We start from the raw sequence: 17599 nt of genomic DNA on the forward strand, positions 1-17599 counted from the left end.
ACGGTGAACCCCGTGCGGCGCCTCCTCCTGTCCCTGATCGCCGGCGGGCTGTTGTGCCTCGCGTTCCCGACGTTCGACGTCTGGGTGGCGGCCCCGCTCGCCCTCGCCCTCTGGGCCTGGGCGTGGACCGGGGTCGGGCCACGCCGCGGCTTCCTCTCCGGGCTCGTCGGCGGACTGGCCTTCTTCGTGCCCTCGCTCAGCTGGTCCGGCATCTACGTCGGCTCCCTGCCCTGGCTCGCCCTCGCGACCCTGGAGGCGCTCTTCCTCGGGCTGGCCGGCGCGCTCTACGGCTGGCTGAGCCGCCGGGGGAGCGTGCGACCGCTGGCCTTCGCGCTCGTGTGGGTCGTGGCCGAGGGCTTCCGGGCACGCGCGCCGTACGGCGGCTTCCCGTGGCTCAAGCTCGCCTTCGGCCAGGCGGACTCACCGTTCGGACGTCTCGTCGCCCTCGGCGGAGCGCCGTTCGTGGGGTTCGTCCTCACCCTGAGCGGCGCCCTGCTCGCCCTCGGCGCCCAGCACGCCGTCGCCGCCGTCGCAGTGCGGCGGGGGACAGCGCCAGGTGGGTCGCCCGCCTCGCGTATGCCGTCACGCCGGGTGGCGCTGCCCGTGGCGGGAGCGCTCGTGCTCGGCCTGGCCGGGCTCGCCGTGCCGCTGCCGACAGACGGCCCCACGGCGCAGTTCCTCGGCGTGCAGGGCAACGTGCCCCACCCCGGTCTCGACTTCAACTCCGAGCGCCGCGCCGTCCTCGACAACCACGTCGCAGCAACGCTCAAGGCCCAGACGGACGTCGACGCCGGGCGGGCGCCGGCGCCGGACCTGGTCGTCTGGCCCGAGAACGCCTCGGACATCGACCCCTTGCGCAACGCCGACGCCAAGGCGGAGATCCTCGCGACCGTCCAGGCCCTGCAGCGGCCGCTCATCGTCGGCGGGCTGCTCGAGGAGCCCGTGGGCTTCGTCTCCAACGTGTCCCTGCTCTTCGAGCCCGGCAAGGGCAACACCGACCGTTACGTGAAGCGGCACCCCGTCCCCTTCGCCGAGTACATCCCCGACCGGGCCTTCTGGCGCAACTTCAGCGCCGAGGTCGACCTCGTGCGCCGCGACTTCGTGCCCGGCCCCCGACCGGGCGTGTTCACGGTGACGACGGCCTCGGGGCAGCAGGTCCGGGCAGGCCTCGCGATCTGCTTCGAGGTGGCCTACGACGACATCATGCGCGACGCCGTGCAGACCGGCGCCAACGTGCTCGTCGTCCAGACGAACAACGCGACCTTCGGCTACACCGCCGAGTCGCCCCAGCAGCTGGCCATCAGCCGGCTTCGCGCCATGGAGTTCGGACGCTCCGTCGTGCACGTCTCGACGGTCGGCCAGAGCGCCCTCATCACGCCCGACGGAACCGCGCACCAGGTCACCTCGTTGTTCACGCAGGCAGTGGTCCGAGGGGCACTACCCTTGCGTGACGCCACGACGCTGGCGACGCGCGTGGGCGAGGCCCCCGAGTGGGTCGCCGCCGCCGCACTGCTGACGATGCTCGCCCTGGGCCTCCGCGGCGGTCGGGGCGCTCGAGGTGGAGGTCCGGAAGTGCCGGACACGACGAAGGACGAGGATGACGACGATGCAGCGTGAGCCGGTGACCCGAGTCGCCGTGCTCATCCCGACGTACAACGAGCGGGACAACCTGCCGGGCATCGTCGCGCGGGTGCGCGCGAGCGTGCCCGCCGCCGACGTCTTCGTGCTCGACGACGGGTCGCCCGACGGCACCGGGCAGATCGCCGATGAGATCGCGGCGTCCGACCCGCAGGTCAACGTCGTGCACCGGGCAGGCAAGGAGGGCCTGGGCAAGGCCTACCTCGCCGGCTTCGCCATCGTCCTCGACCGCGGCTACGACGCCGCCGTCGAGATGGACGCCGACGGCTCGCACCTGCCCGAGCAGCTGCCGTCGCTGCTCGCCGCGCTCGGCGAGGCCGACGTCGTCATCGGGGCCCGCTGGGTCAAGGGCGGCGAGGTGCGCAACTGGCCGGGCCGCCGCAAGGTGCTCTCGGTCGGCGCGAACATCTACACCAAGGTGCTGCTCGGCATGTCGGTCAACGACGCGACGGCCGGCTACCGCGTCTACCGCTCCACGGCGCTGCGGACCATGGGCCTGCAGGGCGTCGAGTCCCAGGGCTACTGCTTCCAGATCGACCTGACGCTGCGTGCCGTGCGTGCCGGACTGACGGTCGTCGAGGTGCCGATCACGTTCGTGGAGCGCGAGGTGGGTGTGTCCAAGATGGGCCAGGACATCGTGCGCGAGGCCCTGACGAGCGTCACCCGCTGGGGCATCGAGCACCGGGTGGGACAGCTGCGCAGCGCCGCCGGCCGCGTGCGGGGCCGGGAGCCTGCCGGAGACCGCTCGTGACCTCCGCCCAGCCGTCGCGGGCCCGCCGGCTGCGACTGACGCGACTCGCCGTCGTCGGGCTGCTGCTCCTGCCCGTCATCGAGATCGTCGTCATCGTCGCCGTCGGGTCGTGGATCGGCGGCTGGCCCACCTTCCTGCTGCTCGTCGCCACCTCGCTCCTGGGCGCCTGGCTCATCCGACGCGAGGGCGGACGTGCGTGGCGCGCGCTGCAGCAGGCCGTCCGTGACGGACGCATGCCGGCACGCGAGATCGCCGACGGCGTCGTCGTGCTCGTCGGTGGGAGCCTGCTGCTCCTGCCCGGCTTCGTCACCGACCTGCTCGGCCTCGTGCTCGTGCTGCCATTCACCAGGCCCGTCGCCCGGAGCCTGCTCGCTGCCGTGATCTCCCGACGGCTGCTCGCGCAGACCGAGCGCTTCGGCGGCCCTGCTGTCACGGGAGCCCCCGACGGATCCGGCTGGGAGCAGCCGACGACTCCCCAGGGCCGCCAGCGCTCGACCTCGAGCGACGAGGTCGTCGAGGGCGAGATCATCGACGACGAGGACTGAGCCGGCTCGTCCCGGCTCACCTGTTCGGCCTTGGTGGAGGTGATCTCGGCACACCCCCGACCGCCACGATCACCTCGAACCGAAGCACCCGGCATACGCCACCTGACGTGCGGGAAGCCCGCCCCCACGAGGATGGTGGTCGGGCTCAGGGCCCGCCGGCATGCGAGAAGCCCGCCCCCACGAGGATGGTGGTCGGGCTCAGGGCCCGCCGGCATGCGAGAAGCCCGCCCCCACGAAGATGGTGGTCGGGCTCAGGGCCCGCCGGCATGCGAGAAGCCCGCCCCCACGAAGATGGTGGTCGGGCTCAGGGCCCGCCGGCATGCGAGAAGCCCGCCCCCACGAAGATGATGGTCGGGCTCAGGGCCCGCCGGCGTGCGAGAAGCCCGCCCCCACGAACGGGGCGGGCTTCCCGGTGGTGCAGTCGGGTGGGGTCAGGCGGTCTTCTTGCGGCGAGGCTTCTCACCACGGGACTCGCGCAGCAGCGTCAGGCGCTCCTCGAGGAGCTCCTCGAGCTCGGGGATGGAGCGACGCTCCAGGAGCATGTCCCAGTGCGTGCGCTGGTGCTTGACCGGCTTGGCCTCGGGTTCGGCGCCGCCGCCCTGCAGCTTGGCGTCGAGACCGCAGCGGCACTCCCAGGTCGGCGGCACGTCGGCCTCGATCGAGAAGGGGAGCTCCGTACGGTGGCCCTCCGGGCACACGTAGGCGGTGAGCTGACGCTCACTCGGGACGACGTTCTCGTCAGATTCCATGCTCCTCGCGCCGAGGTTGGAACCGCGTAGTGCTCGATCGGCCATGTGGACCCCTCCAAGACTTCTGCCCTTGTGACACCTCGCTGGTGTCTTACCCTCACAGACGCTTGAACGAGCGAAACAGTTGACTTGTTCCCCGGGTGGCCGCGAATTGTAGGCCGGTCTCAGATGACGGAGGGGACCGGGTTGCCGGCCTGTTCGATGCCTTCGCGCATGCGCACCCGCGACAGCAGCACGCCGCCGACGGCGAAGAAGACGATGAGGGCGATGATCGCCCACCGGTAGCTGAGGGTGAACTGGTAGACGAGACCGAAGATGAGCGTGCCGAACCAGCTCGTCCCTCGCTCCATCGCCTGGTAGAGGCTGAAGTACTCCGCCTCGCGGCCCCGGGGGATGAGCTGGCTGTAGAGCGAGCGCGACAGGGCCTGGGTGCCGCCGAGGACGATGCCGATGAGCAGTGCGAGCGCCAGGAAGATGACGAGGGACTTCGACGGGACGAGGAAGGCGAAGACGACGACGACGGTCCAGAGGCCGATCCCGTAGAGCACGGTGCGCCACGCGCCGATGGTCGCGGCCACCCGGCCGAAGAGGCGGGCGCCGAAGAACGCGACGAACTGCACGAAGAGAAAGACGCCGAGCACCGTCGTCTCGGAGAAGCCGAGCTCCTTGGAGCCGTAGACGCTCGAGCTGCCGATGACGGTCTGGATGCCGTCGTTGAAGAAGAGGTAGGCGAGCAGGAACATCTTGGTCTGCGGGTAGTTGGCGAGGTCGCGGAACGTGCTGCGCAGCTGGACGATGCTGCCGCGCACGACGCCGGCCGAGCGCTCGACCGGGGTCTCGACCGTGCCGGTCAGGTGCCGCAGGCCGAGGTAGGGGATGATCGTGAACCCCGCCCACCACAGGCCCGCGGACAGGATGCTGATGCGCGTGCTCATGGCGCGGTCGAGGCCGAGGTTCTCGTGGAAGAAGTCGAGGGCGAAGTTGAGGGTCAGCAGGACGCCGCCCCCGAGGTAGCCGAAGGCCCAGCCCTTGGAGGAGACCCGGTCGCGCTCGTTCTCGTTGGCGATGCGGCACAGGATCGAGTCGTAGATGACGAGCGAGGCACCGAGGCAGATGCCGGCGACGACGACGAGGGCAGCGCCCAGCTGCCAGTTGGTGCCGGCGACGAAGAACATCAGGCTGGCCGCGAACGCCCCGACCCACGCGAAGGTCGCGAAGAGGCGCGTCGGTCGGGGGCTTCGGTCCGCGATGGCGCCGATGAAGATGAGGACGATCGCGGAGAGGATGGTCGTGAAGGTCACGGTGAAGAACCACAGCGACCCGGGAGCGACGGGGATGCCGAGCACCGAGAGGTCCGTCGTGCAGTCCTGCCCGCTGGGCAGTCCCGGACAGGCGGCCTGCTCGGCGACCGTCGTGAGGTAGGGGCTCATGAGCACCGTGGCGGTGGTCGTGACGTAGGCCGAGTTGGCCCAGTCGTACCAGTACCAGGCGCGCTGTTCCCTGGTCTCCGGCCGGGCGGCGTTCACGACGACGTGCGACATGCGAGGACTGTCCCACACGGCCGGGCGGCCGGGCAGGGGGAGTGGGGCCAACACGCCGCGCCGACGCCGGCCGTCGCCCCGACCAGGCGTGGTTTAGTCCTAAAGTATCGATGGTGAGCAGCCCAGCGGGGGACCAGGTCGGACGGATCATGCAGGCGTGGCAGCGGGAGCGGCCCGACGTCGACGTGTCGTCCATCGGGATCATCACCCCGGTGTGGCGCCTCGGCGCGATCGTCATGGACCACCGTGCCCGGGTGCTGGTGGCGCTCGGGCTCGAGCAGAGCCACCTCGACGTGCTCGCGACGCTGCGTCGCAGCGGCGAGCCCTACCGCCTCACGGCGGGCGAGCTGTCCCGGCGCTGTCGCGTCACGGCGGGGGCGACGACGCAGCGCGTCCAGGCGATGGAGACCCTCGGGTGGGTCGAGCGGGTCCGTGAGGAGCCCGACCGGCGCACGGTGCACGTGCAGCTCACGCCGCAGGGGCTGGCCCGCCTCGACGGGGTGTTCGCCGAGGTCATGGCCGGTGACGAGGCGCTTCTCGCGGGACTCTCACAACCTCAGCGCACGGCCCTGGAGGACCTGCTCCGCGTGTGGCTGGACGGCCTCGAGGACAGTGGCCCCTCGCTACGCCCGGGCGCCGTCAGCGGTCCGTGAGGACGACGAGCTTCCGGGTGGCACGCGTCATCGCGACGTAGCGGTCGACGGCGCCCTCGATGCCGTCGCCGAAGCGCTCGGGGTCGACGAGCACGACGAGGTCGAACTCGAGCCCCTTGGCCAGCACCGGCGTCAGGGACCGGACGCGCGGCGTCTCCACGAACGTGGGATCGCCGATGACACAGGCGGTTCCGTCGTCATGGGCAGCGAGCCACGTCGCCAGCACCGCGTCGATCTCTGCCGTCATGCCGTGCTCGACGGGGACGCCGCTCTCGCGGACGGAGACCGGGACGTTCGCGTCCGGGAGCGCCGCCCGGATGACGGGCTCGGCCTCGGCCATGACCTCGGCCGGGGTGCGGTAGTTGACGCCCAACGTGGCGATGGTGACCCGGTCGAGACCGACGCGGGCGAGGCGCTCGTGCCACGACTCGGTGAAGCCGTGGCGAGCCTGCGCCCGGTCGCCGACGACGGTGAGGCTGCGTGACGGGCACCGGCTGAGCAACATGCGCCACTCGGCGTCGGTGAGCTCTTGGGCCTCGTCCACGACGACGTGGGCGAAGGGCCCGGCCAAGCGGTCCGGTGACCTCCCGAGATCCTCCGTGCCGTCGTCGAGCGCGCCTCGCAGGTCGTCGCCGCGCAGCATCGACATCACGTGCATGTCGGAGTCGTCGGAGGCGATGAGGTGCTCGACGACCTTGGCGCGCTCCTCGCGCTCCGCGGCGAGCTGGCTGTCGTGGCGTCGCCGCCGCCGCGCGGCCTCCGGGTCGCCGAGCCGGCGTCGGGCCGCGTCGAGCAGCGGGAGGTCAGATACGGTCCACGCGTCGGGCTCGGCACGCTGGAGCCGGCGGACCTCGTCGAGCTCCAGCGAGGGTGCGCACCGGCGCAGGTAGGCGGGCACGGTCCACAGGTCACCGACGAGGTCCTCGGCCTCGAGGAGGGGCCAGGACCGCTCGAACAGGGTGCGGAGGTCGCGGTCCTGCTCGATGGCCCGGCGAACCATGGAGGGGGTCGCCTCGAGCTCGACGTCCTGCCCGTCGTCGTCGAGACGCACCTCGAGGTCATGCCGCTCGAGGACGATGGCGACGAGCGCCTCCCACACGTCGTCACGGGCCTCGTTGTGGGGCAGGTGCGCGCCGGCGGCGAAGGCCTCCTGCCAGTCGGCGGGGGAGAGCCACACCTGCGCCCACGGGGTGACCACCTCCGTCCCGCGGGTCGGAGGCTCCTCGTAGAGCCCGACGGCCGGCTCGATCGCGTCGACGAGCGCCGTGGAGGCCTTGAGACGGGCGACCTCCGGCTCGTGCTCTGTCGTCGCTGTCGAGCCCTCGGGCACGAGGTCGCGCAGGGTGCACGTCTGAACGCCCTCCTCGCCGAGGCTCGGCAGGACGTCGGAGACGTAGCTGAGGTACGGCTCGTGCGGTCCCACGAAGAGCACCCCGCCGCGCCGGTGCCCGAGCCGGGGGTCGGAGTAGAGCAGGTATGCCGTCCGGTGCAGTGCCACGACCGTCTTTCCCGTGCCGGGACCACCGTCCACGACGAGCGCGCCACGGGACCCGGCGCGGATGATGGCGTCCTGGTCGGCCTGGATGGTGGCGAGGACGTCGCGCATCCGCGGGGAGCGGCTGGCGCCGAGGGAGGCGATGAAGGCCGACTCGTCATCGAGGGCGGCGCGCCCCTCGAGGCCCTCGGGCGTGAACACCTCGTCCCAGTAGTCGCTGACCCGGTCGCGCGTCCAGCGGTAGCGGCGCCGGCTCGTCAGACCCATCGGGTAGCCGTGCGTGGCGCCGAAGAACGGCTCGGCCGCCGGAGAGCGCCAGTCCACGAGCAGGCGCTCTCCGGCGGCGTCGGTGAGCCCGAGGCGTCCGACGTAGATGGGATGGGAATCATTCTCAAACAGCATGTGGCCGAGACAGAGGTCGAGCCCGAAGCGGCGCAGGGTGCGCAGGCGGGCCGTGAGGCGATGGACCTCCTGGTCGCGGTCGAGGGCGGCCTGGCCGGTGCGAGCGGGTGCGCGTCGGACGGCGTCGAGGCGGTCGGACAGCTCGGCGACGTCTCGTGCCATCGTCTCGGCGATGGCGGCGAAGTGGGCGTCGTCGTGGCCGATGAGCGCCGGGTCGGACTTGGAGATCAGGGTGTCAGGAAGGTCGAAGGCGCTGGTCGTCGGATGGTTCACGGGCTGAGCTCCGTCCCGAGTTCTGGTGTCGAGCCAGCGATTGTGCGCCACCTCAGGGGTCTTGCTGCAAGACCCGGGGTCCGCTATACGTTGGAAGTGGAAGGACGCGATGCGCGTCCTTCCTTTTTTCGTGTGCGGAGCTCGGGTGCCGGAGCTGTCGGGCCGGGCCTGCCGTTCACCTCATAACGCCGATAATCGACATTATGTCACTTTACGGTGGAAGAACCCTCCCCTCAGGGCTGGCACCCGCGGTCCGCAGTCAGCCCTGCTGAGCCGTAACCTGTGCGGTGATGCAGTGCGACTACTTCGACGCCGGCCGCTGCCGCTCCTGTGCCCTGATGGGCGTGCCGTATGCCGTGCAGCTCGCCGACAAGGACGCGCGCTGTCGCTCGGTGCTCGCCGACGTCGCTCCGGACCTCACCTGGCTCGAACCGGTCCCCAGCGCCCAGTCCGCGTTTCGCAACAAGGCCAAGCTCGTCGTCGGTGGCCACGCCGGTGCCGTCACCGTCGGCATCCTCGACGCCGACGCCCGCGGCGTCGACCTGCGGGCCTGCGGGCTGCACGAGCAGCCGCTCCAGGACCTGATCCCCCGGCTGGCCGACGTCGTCGACGAGATCGGGCTCGAGCCCTATGACGTCCGGGCGCGCCGCGGCGAGCTCAAGCACCTCATCCTCACCCTCTCCCCCTCCGGCGAGGTCATGCTCCGCTTCGTGCTGAGGTCACGCCGGCACCTGGCACTGCTGGAGTCGCGACTGCCTCTGGTGCAGGCCAAGCTGCCCGAGGTCGCCGTCGTCTCGGTCAACCTGCAACCCGAGCACAAGGCCGTCCTCGAGGGCGACACCGAGCTCCTCCTGACGCGCCAGGGCGAGCTGGCCATGCCCCTCGGCGAGATCACCCTGTTCCTGCGGCCCAACAGCTTCTTCCAGACCAACACGGCTGTCGCGTCGGCGCTCTACCTCCAGGCGCAGCAGTGGGCGCGCCGGGTGGCACCCGACGTCCTGCTCGACCTCTACTGCGGCGTGGGCGGATTCGCCCTCAACGGTGCGCTGGCCGGTGTCGGCCGAGTCCTGGGTGTCGAGGTCTCTGCGGAGGCGGTCCGCAGTGCCAAGACGAGCGCCGAGCGGCTGCGGGCCGACCATCCCGGGACGGGCCACCTCGAGTTCCGAGTCGGTGACGCCACCGACGTGCAGACCCTCGACCGGCGGCTGCTGAGCGAGACCTCCTCGATGGTGCTCGTCAACCCGCCCCGTCGCGGCATCGGCCCCGATCTCGCGGCCTGGGTCGAGCGGTCGGGCGCCGACAGCCTCGTCTACTCCAGCTGCAACGTCGACAGCCTCGCGGTCGACCTCGCGAGGCTCCCGTCCTACGTGGCCCGCGAGGCCCGGCTCTTCGACATGTTCCCGCAGACCTCCCACCACGAGGTCATCGTCCGGCTCGAACGCCTGTCGAGGCCCTCCGCGGCCTAGCCCTCGTGGCCCCTCGGGCCGCCCTCGCCGACGAGCGGGACGTGACGAGGGCGAGGTCCTCGGGTCTCCCCCGGTGCGTCCCACCACCCGCCCCCGGTTGTTCCGTCTGCCACAGATCTGGCAACCCCCCGCGAACCTCGCGTGCCGGTCGTAGCCTGCGTCCAGGGGTTCGTGGGAGCGAATTCCCTTGTCGCACAGTCAAATCCGGCTATGTGCGCATTCCACCCGGTTTGGGTGATTTGGGGAGGACACAGCATGACAACTCGCCGACGGGGGCTCTATGCGTCCCTGGCAACTCTCGCACTACTCGTACCCGGCTCTGCAGCGGTGGCACAGGCCGCAGCGACCACGACCGCGACGTCCGCGGGACTGCCGGCAGCGGTGGCGGCCGCGCCCGTGCCCATCACGAACCTGCCGATCGTCGCGATCGACCTCACCGACGCCGACACGACCAAGAACTCGCTCGCCTACCTCAACGCCTCGAAGGACAACTCCGTCGGGGCCACGGTCAACCTCGCGGACCCCTCGGATCCCGCTGCAGCGATCGTCGACGCGGCGGCCACGATCAAGGGGCGTGGCAATGCGACCTGGACCTTGGCCAAGAAGCCGTACCAGATCAAGTTCAAGACGGCTGCCGGGCCGCTGGGCATGGAGTCGGCCCGTACCTGGGTCCTGCTGGCCGACCACACGGACCCGTCCCTGATGCGCAACAAGCTGAGCTATGACCTCGCGCGCGGGGTCGGCCTCGCCTACTCACCCGAGTCCCGCTTCGTCGACGTGAAGATCACCGACGTCGACGGCGAGCACCTGCTGGGCAACTACCTGCTGACGGAGAAGACCGAGGTCGGTCCGACCCGGGTCAACCTCACCGACCCGCAGGCCAACCTCGTCGAGCTGGACCAGCTCTACGGCACGGCGGAGCCCTTCTACTTCACGACGACGACGAGCAAGCGCATCTTCACGCTCAAGGACGCACCCGGCGGCGTCAACGCCACGCTGACGCCAGACCAGGCCGCCGGTTGGGCGAGCACGAAGTCCTACCTCAACAGCTTCGAGTCGGCGCTGTACGCGCCCACCCCCGACTGGACGAGGATCAGCTCGATGATCGACGTCGACTCGTTCGTCAAGTACTACTTCGTGCACGAGGTCGCAGAGAACTGGGACTTCAACCGTTCGAGCATGTACTTCTACAAGAACGGCCCCGGTGACAAGCTGCACGCCGGCCCGGTGTGGGACTTCGACCTCTCGCTCGGCAACTTCACGGCCCAGGGGTGGGGCGGAGCGCCGACGTCCGACTACGCCAAGACGACGACCTTCCTGCGGAGCAACACCCACAACTGGTTCGAGCAGCTCATGCGCAACCCGCAGTTCGTCGCCCGCGCGAACGCGCTCTACACGTCCACGGTGCGGCCCAAGGTGAGCGCACTGAAGGCGCAGATCGACACGCTGAAGACCCAGCTGGCCGACTCGGCCACGCACAACTACCAGATCTGGGCCGGCTCGCGTGGCTACGGTCCCACGACGTTCACCAATGGCGTGGCCGCCCTCAAGACGTGGGCGACGGCCCGTGCGGGCTACCTGGCGCAGGCGTACGGATCGAGCCTTCCGACCTTCAGGTTCGCCTCCCACCTCGCCTCGATCGGGTGGCAGCCGGCGGTGTCCGGAGGGATGATCTCCGGGACCATGGGCGAGTCGAGGCGCATGGAGGCGCTCCGCTTCCAGATCGTCAACACGACCCTGACCGGTGGCGTGCAGGGCAACGCGTACGTGCAGAGCCTGGGGTGGCGCGGTTACGGCGCCACGAACGCCGTCGTCGGCACGACGGGCCGCTCGCTCCGGCTCGAGGCGGTGCAGCTGAGGCTCACCGGTGCCCTGGCCACGAACTTCGACCTCTCCTACCGGGTGCACGTGCAGAACATCGGTTGGATGCCGTGGGTCAAGAACGGGGCGACCGCGGGCACGACCGGGCGCTCGCTTCGCATCGAGGCGATCCAGATCCGCCTGCTCGACAAGACGCCGTAGTCGACGGCGCCACGACATCGGCACCCCGGGGCCTCGTCCTCGGGGTGCCGCTTGCCGTCTCGGGCGGCAGTTTCATAATGTCGATTAACGGCGAATAATGTTGTGGCACAAGGGGTTTCGCTACCCTACCCGACGTCCCAGTGCGGCGGCATACTCGTCGAGTGCTCGGAGGACCGCGGGAGCACGGTAGACGCGGTTGCGACGGTGACCGGTCGACTCCAGCAACACTCCGTCGTCCACGAGACGGGCCAGCGCGGCCTGTGCGGTGGGGGCGGAGACCCCCAGCTCTCGGATGACCACGCGCGCCGTGACGACCGGCTGGCGGACCAGCAGGTCGAGGATCGCCCACGGCGCCGATCCGGCCCGGGCCGTGACGACGCCGGCCCATCCCACGTGCACCGAGCGCAGGGTCCCGACGAGGCGCTCACCGATGCGGGTCCCGTTGCGCGCAGCCTCGGCGACGCACCGGAGGATGGGCTCGGCCTCCCCGGTCCGGTAGGCGGTGAGGGCGCTGAAGTAGTCGTCGCGGATGGCGAGCAGGCCGGCGGAGATCGGCACCGTCACCCGGTGGATGGCGCCAGTGTGGAGCAGCACCGAGTGCAGCAGGGCGCGCCCCGTGCGCCCGTTGCCGTCGGTGAACGGGTGGATGGTCTCGAACTGGGCGTGGGCGAGCGCGGCGAGGGCGAGCGGGGGAAGGTCGTCACGGTCCATGAAGGTCACGAGGTCGGCCATGAGGGGCGGGACGTCGGGCGCGACCGGTGGCACGTAGTCGGCGTCACCGGGGTGCAGGGCCGAGCCGCCGACCCACACCTGCTGGTCGCGCCACCGACCGGGCGCGTGGAGCACCTGCTGGGACATCAGCGCGCGGTGCATGGCGAGCACGGCCTCCTCGTCGAGCCGGCCGGCCAGGTCGAGGGCCGCCTGCATGGTGCGCACGTTGGCCAGGATCACCCCGGCGTTCGCGCGGTTGCCCTCACCGATCTCGGCCTCGGCCAGGGCGCGGGAGGACGACGTGAGGTTCTCGATCTGCGAGCTCGCCGCACTCTCGGAGCGCAGGAGGACCGAGGCGAACGGTGCGATCTCCCCCGCTCCCCCGGCGTCGAAGGCGGCGAGCAGTCGCGTGGCCTCGTCCAGGTCGGCCGCGAGGTCGCCGGAGAGCTGGAGCGGGGCGTTGGCGATGAGAGGAACGGTCGCGGCCTCGAACGAGGTCGGGATGGACCGGCGGGACCGCCGGGACACCTCCAGGAGGCCCTCGACGGGCTGCCACGGCACGGTGGCGCGGCCGAGCGCCGGCCAAGGTGTACCCATATAGTTGACGCCTCCCTTGGTAAGGGTTACATCATAACCTTTACCAAGCGAGGTCTCAGGCGTGGGGCACCTCTGCCGGCGCGTCGACGACCCACCACGCGGCATACGGGCTCAACGACGCCCGCCCGTCCGCACCACCGAACACCGGGTAGCCCCCGAGCGCGTCGAAGGGAGCCGTGATCCCGGCGTCGGTGAAGTGACGCAGGTCGACGGTCCGCCACGTGTCGGTCACGTTGTAGACGCACACCATCGGTCCGCTGGGGTGCGTGCGGACCACCGCCAGGACGCCGTCGTCGGTGTCGAGCAGGACACGGGTGGGCCCGGCAGCATGCAGCTGCGGCAGGCCCGCCCGCACCGCGGCCAGGTGACGCAGGCCGAGGAAGACCTTGGCCGGCACGGTCTCGAGGTCGTGCCGGCGAGCGGCCAGACCCCAGTCCAGCCGGCCCCGGTGGGCCCAGCGGTTGTCGTCCTCGTGGCCGCGCTCGAGGGCCCAGAACGGGTCGTTCGGCATGCCGAGCTCGTCCCCGCTCCAGACGACCGGGATGCCACCCCACCCCGCCACGACCGCATGGGCCAGGAAGAGCCGCGCCAGGGCGAGCCCGGTGGCCGACGCGTCACCACGCGCCTCGGCCGCGGCGAGCCCGGTGAGCGAGGCGGCCGTCCCGCTGATGCGCTTGTCCCCGGTGGCCGGGTTGTGCTGGAAGACGAGGCCGTCGGCCCACGTGCCGGGATGCTCACCGGCATACCAGTTCGACAGGAACCGACGGTGGGCATGGCCGTCGAGGCCGGCAGCCGCCGCATCGCCGTCGTCGATCGCCCACCCGATGTCGTCGTGGCAGCTCACGTAGCAGATCCAGGTACCGCTGGGCGGCGTCGTCGGCAGGGCCGACAGGGCCTGCTTCGTCAGGCCCGTGCTGCCGGTGGCCAGCATCGACCACACCTGGACCATGAGGCTGTTGTGGTAGGCGAGGTCGCTGACCCGGCCGGCGTGCTCGCCCTGGCCGAGATACTGCACGAGGTCGCGGGGTCCCACGATCGCCTCGGCCTTGAACGCGAGCGCGGGGCAGGCGATTCGGGCCACTGTGCGCAGGGCCTGGGTGACGGCATGGACCTCGGGCTGGTTCTGGCAGTTGGTCCCGAGCCGCTTCCAGGTGAAGGCGATGGCATCGAGGCGCAGCACCTCGACCCCGAGGTTGGCGAGGTGGAGCACGATGTCGGCGTACTCGACGAGCACGTCGGGATTGGCCCAGTTGACGTCCCACTGCCACTCGTTGAACGTCGTCCAGACCCACCCCTCGAGCGCGTCGTCCCACGTGAAGTTGCCCGGCGCGAAGTCGGGGAAGACCTCCGGGAGGGTCCGCTCGTAGGCGTCCGGCATCACGCGGTCCGGGTAGACGTGGAAGTAGTCGCGGTAGTGCGACTCCCCCGCCCTGGCCCGTCGAGCCCACTCGTGCTCGCGCGCCACGTGGTTGAGCACGAGGTCGAGCACAAGCGAGATGCCCTGTCCCCGAAGGTCGCTCGCGAGGCGCTTCAGGTCGTCGATGTCTCCGAGGTCGGCCCTGACACTGCGGTAGTCCTGCACCGCGTAGCCGCCGTCGTTGTCGCCCTCACGCGGCTGGAGCAGCGGCATGAGGTGCAGGTAGCTGACCCCGAGGTCACGCAGGTAGTCGATGCGACCGCGCAGCCCCTCGAGGTCGCCGGCGAAGCGGTCGGTGTAGCACGCGTAGCCGAACATGCTCGGCTGCTGGAGCCAGTCGGGACGGAGCAGGCGTCGCTGGTCGAGACGACGGAGCTCCGGGGACCGGTCACTGTAGGCCGCGACCGCGCTCTCGATGAGTCGCACGGCGAGGGCCGAGACGTCCCGGTCGGGGTAGAGCACCGCGAGCGCCGCCACGAGGTCGTCGGACCAACGCTCCAGACGCAGCGTGATCGTCTCGCGGTCGGCCTCGTCGAGGCCCTCCAGCACGGAGGTGACGGACTCGGTGGTCGGTCCCACGCCCTGGGCGCCTTCGCTCATGGCCCGATTGAACAGCACTACGCGCTCCGGCGACAGGTGCCGACCGCCGTCACGCGCCGCGTGTCACTCGAAGGGGCTGGGGTCCCCTGCCCCGACCCGGGTCACGACCGGGTGGCCGTCGGAGTAGTCGACGACGGTCGTCGGCTCGAGACCGCACTCCCCCGAGTCGATGACGGCGTCGATGACGTGGTCGAGCCGGTCCTTGATCTCCCAGCCCTCGGTCATCGGCTCGTCGTCGCCCGGGAGCAGGAGCGTGCTCGACAGGATGGGCTCGCCCAGCTCGCGGAGCAGCTCGCGCACGACGGGGTGCTCGGGGATGCGCACGCCCACCGTCTTCTTCTTGGCGTGCAGGAGTCGTCGCGGCACCTCCTTCGTCGCCGGGAGGATGAAGGTGTAGGGACCCGGTGTCACCGCCTTGATGGCGCGGAACACCGAGTTGTCGAGGTGGACGAACTGGCCCAGCTGGGCGAAGTCCGCACAGACGAGCGTGAAGTGGTGCTTGTCGTCCAGGTGTCGGATGCGCAGGATGCGTTCCTTGCCCTCGGGGTTGTCGAGGGAGCACCCGAGGGCGAAGCAGGAGTCGGTGGGGTAGGCGATGAGGCCGCCCGACCGCAGGATCTCGACCGCCTGGCCGATGGCCCGGGGCTGCGGGTCCACCGGGTGGACGTCGAAGTACTTCGCCATGGGCCCAGCCTGCCATGCTGGCCGGCATGACTGAGCATGCGGGTGAGGACCGGGTCGTGTCGGACGCACCGGGGACGGCGGGCACGTCCCCGGACAGGACCGGCGGGACGGACGGGAGCGGCGTGAGCACTGTCGACGGAGCCGACGGCATCGAGGTCGTCGACCACCCCGTCGACGGCGGGCACGGTCGGTTCGAGCTGCGTGAGCGGGGTGAGGTCATCGGCATCGCGAGCTACGCGGTCGTCGCGGGCGACGCCTCCGACGGTGCGGACCGCGTCGTGTTCTTCCACACCGAGGTGCGCCCCGACCACGAGGGTCAGGGGCTGGCTGCGCGCCTCGCCTCGACGGCCCTCGACGCGACGGTGGCCTCCGGGCGGTCGATCGTCGCGCTGTGTCCCTACGTCAAGGCCTACCTGGGCCGTCACCCCGAGCCGTATGCCGGCCACGTCCTCGCGCCGACGCCGGCCGACCTCGAGGCGGCCGACCGGGCCTCCCGCGTGGCGGGCTGAGGCGCCAGGGCCGTCCCGCCAGGTTCCGGGGGGTGCTGACCGAGCTTGTCCCTCCCGGTCAGGCAGGAGTGACCAGTCGTGCATCTCTCCTGCCTGACGTGGGTCAGTCGTGGGCCGGTCGTGGGCCGGTCGTGGGTCACTCCGGGGTCAGTCCGGGGTCACTGCTTGCCGAAGTAGGCGCTCGCCTGCATGGCGTCGACGACGGACTGCCCGCCGTGGGCGTTCGTGGACCAGCCGAGCAGGTCGAGACCCGCGTCGGCACCGATGACCGCTGGGGCGATGGTGGGGACCGCGGCCGAGACCATCGCGGACCACTTCGAGATCTTGACCTCGGGACCGTGGGCCGGGTTGATGGCGATCTGCGTGCCGAGCGCGTTGGGGAGCGGGGTGTCACCGACCGGCGGCGCGTGGTCGACGAACGAGCCGAGCGGGTTCTGCAGGGTCGTCAGGATCTCCCCACGCACGTGGTAGTTGCGGATCTGGTCCGGTGAGTAGCCCGACTCCCCCGCACCCATGTGCATCGCGGTCTCTACCGTGTTGGGGTGGACTCCGGCGGCGTTGAAGGTGACCGCCGGGATCTCGGTCGCCACCGAGGCGGTGCTCGCCAGGCCGCCGCCGAGGGAGTGGCCGGTGAGGACCATGTTCTCGCTGCCGACGGACCGCTCGAGCGTCTGTGCCAGGCGGATGGCCTGCTCGTGCGGGGCACTCTGAAGGCCGATGCCCTGCTGGAGGTTGGTGCCCCAGTCGCTCATCGAGGTGGTGCCGGCGTAGGCCAGGACGTACTGGCCGGCGTCGTTGCGGTAGACGGCGGCGTCGAACCCGCCCGAGGTGTGCAGTCCGGCCGGATCGATCCCGAGCCGGCGCAGCGCGTCGCCGTCGAGCGGCGTCCAGCCGTCGACGGGGCGGGGCGCGTAGACGTTGTCGGCGATGTCGGCCAGTTTCAGGTCGATGGGCTGGGGCGACGTGCCGCGTGCCTGGTCGGCGAAGGACGTCGGCCACGCCGCCGCGCCGACGGTGGCGCTCCCCCCGAGGCCCGGGAACAGCCCCGGAAAGGGTCCGGACGGACCGGACGAGCCGAGCGGCCCGAGCGGACCGAGCGGCCCGAGCGGACCGAGGGGGCCGAGGGGGCTGACGGACCCGCCGGCTGACTGGCTCGTCCCGCGCTGCGCCCGGGCGTTGTCGGTCAGCCGGCGTGACATGGCGTCGAGCGTGGAGCCGAGGGCACCGAGCGAGGCCGAGGTGGTGCGCCAACGGTCCTGCGCCGACTGGGCGTCGTCGCCGCCCCACGAGCGACCGATGACGGCGAGCGCCCGCGTCCCGGTCGACCGGATGCCGTCGACCTCGGCGGCGCACGCGGTGAGCTCACGCGCGGTGCGCTCGAGGGACTCGGGATCGGCACCCTTGCGGTAGAGCACGTCTGGCCTCCTGTCGATGGTGGGCCCCACGGTAGGTGGCCCCGCCGGGCGGGTCCATGGGGAGGACTCCCCGCGTGTCGCACCGCGTCCGGGCGACGGCGAGCTCACGGGGCGAGTCCGCCGCTGGCCGC

The 17599-nt window shown here is 71.0% G+C and carries 14 protein-coding genes; 7 read left to right on the forward strand and 7 right to left on the reverse strand.

The genetic code is table 11. From position 1 onward, the window contains the following. Positions 1 to 12 precede the first annotated feature (12 nt). From lnt to ABD297_RS11325, 3 genes are read left to right on the forward strand one after another with little or no spacing between them, the layout of a single operon-like run. Positions 13 to 1617 (forward strand): apolipoprotein N-acyltransferase, encoded by a 1605-nt coding sequence (lnt, locus tag ABD297_RS11315; RefSeq protein WP_344255033.1) that lies wholly within the window; start codon positions 13 to 15, stop codon positions 1615 to 1617. Then, entirely contained in the window at positions 1598 to 2389 is a 792-nt protein-coding gene (locus tag ABD297_RS11320; protein WP_344255034.1) for a polyprenol monophosphomannose synthase, read from the forward strand. The genes lnt and ABD297_RS11320 overlap by 20 nt, the downstream gene beginning before the upstream one ends. Next, positions 2386 to 2934 carry an FxsA family protein gene (locus ABD297_RS11325; RefSeq protein ID WP_344255035.1) on the forward strand — a complete coding sequence of 183 codons (549 nt, stop codon included), beginning with the start codon at positions 2386 to 2388 and terminating at the stop codon, positions 2932 to 2934. The genes ABD297_RS11320 and ABD297_RS11325 overlap by 4 nt, the downstream gene beginning before the upstream one ends. Positions 2935 to 3365: 431 nt before the next feature. On the opposite strand, the gene ABD297_RS11330 is transcribed toward ABD297_RS11325, so the two are convergent. Further along, complete coding sequence (locus tag ABD297_RS11330; protein WP_147066601.1) at positions 3366 to 3728, reverse strand: RNA polymerase-binding protein RbpA; 363 nt, start codon at positions 3726 to 3728, stop codon at positions 3366 to 3368. A 119-nt stretch (positions 3729 to 3847) separates the two neighbouring features. Continuing rightward, complete coding sequence (locus ABD297_RS11335; protein WP_344255036.1) at positions 3848 to 5224, reverse strand: MFS transporter; 1377 nt, start codon at positions 5222 to 5224, stop codon at positions 3848 to 3850. Positions 5225 to 5337: 113 nt separating this feature from the next. Between ABD297_RS11335 and ABD297_RS11340 the strand changes: the two genes are divergently transcribed. After that, complete coding sequence (locus ABD297_RS11340) at positions 5338 to 5877, forward strand: MarR family winged helix-turn-helix transcriptional regulator (RefSeq protein ID WP_344255037.1); 540 nt, start codon at positions 5338 to 5340, stop codon at positions 5875 to 5877. Here ABD297_RS11340 and helR read toward each other — a convergent pair. Next, on the reverse strand, positions 5864 to 8047 hold the full coding sequence (gene helR / locus ABD297_RS11345) for an RNA polymerase recycling motor ATPase HelR (RefSeq protein ID WP_344255038.1): 2184 nt from the start codon (positions 8045 to 8047) through the stop codon (positions 5864 to 5866). The two genes, ABD297_RS11340 and helR, sit on opposite strands and share 14 nt — an antisense overlap. 290 nt (positions 8048 to 8337) lie before the next feature. On the opposite strand from helR, the gene ABD297_RS11350 reads away from it, so the two are divergent. Both ABD297_RS11350 and ABD297_RS11355 read left to right on the forward strand, forming a co-directional pair. Next, on the forward strand, positions 8338 to 9513 hold the full coding sequence (locus tag ABD297_RS11350) for a methyltransferase domain-containing protein (RefSeq protein WP_344255039.1): 1176 nt from the start codon (positions 8338 to 8340) through the stop codon (positions 9511 to 9513). A gap of 327 nt (positions 9514 to 9840) precedes the next feature. Then, positions 9841 to 11535: a CotH kinase family protein gene (locus tag ABD297_RS11355; RefSeq protein WP_344255040.1), complete on the forward strand. Its 1695-nt coding sequence runs from the start codon at positions 9841 to 9843 to the stop codon at positions 11533 to 11535. A 120-nt stretch (positions 11536 to 11655) separates the two neighbouring features. Here ABD297_RS11355 and ABD297_RS11360 read toward each other — a convergent pair whose 3' ends face one another. The 3 genes from ABD297_RS11360 to ABD297_RS11370 all read right to left on the reverse strand — a co-directional run bounded on the left by ABD297_RS11360 (position 11656) and on the right by ABD297_RS11370 (position 15544). Continuing rightward, complete coding sequence (locus tag ABD297_RS11360) at positions 11656 to 12843, reverse strand: Fic family protein (RefSeq protein WP_344255041.1); 1188 nt, start codon at positions 12841 to 12843, stop codon at positions 11656 to 11658. A gap of 55 nt (positions 12844 to 12898) precedes the next feature. Next, complete coding sequence (locus tag ABD297_RS11365; RefSeq protein ID WP_344255042.1) at positions 12899 to 14860, reverse strand: amylosucrase; 1962 nt, start codon at positions 14858 to 14860, stop codon at positions 12899 to 12901. A 63-nt stretch (positions 14861 to 14923) separates the two neighbouring features. Further along, entirely contained in the window at positions 14924 to 15544 is a 621-nt protein-coding gene (locus tag ABD297_RS11370; RefSeq protein WP_344255043.1) for an L-threonylcarbamoyladenylate synthase, read from the reverse strand. A gap of 122 nt (positions 15545 to 15666) precedes the next feature. Between ABD297_RS11370 and ABD297_RS11375 the strand changes: the two genes are divergently transcribed. Continuing rightward, entirely contained in the window at positions 15667 to 16053 is a 387-nt protein-coding gene (locus ABD297_RS11375; RefSeq protein WP_344255044.1) for a GNAT family N-acetyltransferase, read from the forward strand. 158 nt (positions 16054 to 16211) lie between these two features. Here ABD297_RS11375 and ABD297_RS11380 read toward each other — a convergent pair whose 3' ends face one another. Next, complete coding sequence (locus ABD297_RS11380; protein WP_344255045.1) at positions 16212 to 17468, reverse strand: Tle-like phospholipase domain-containing protein; 1257 nt, start codon at positions 17466 to 17468, stop codon at positions 16212 to 16214. Positions 17469 to 17599 lie beyond the last annotated feature (131 nt).

This window comes from Terrabacter carboxydivorans (genome assembly GCF_039532035.1).
Taxonomy (GTDB): Bacteria; Actinomycetota; Actinomycetes; order Actinomycetales; family Dermatophilaceae; genus Terrabacter; species Terrabacter carboxydivorans.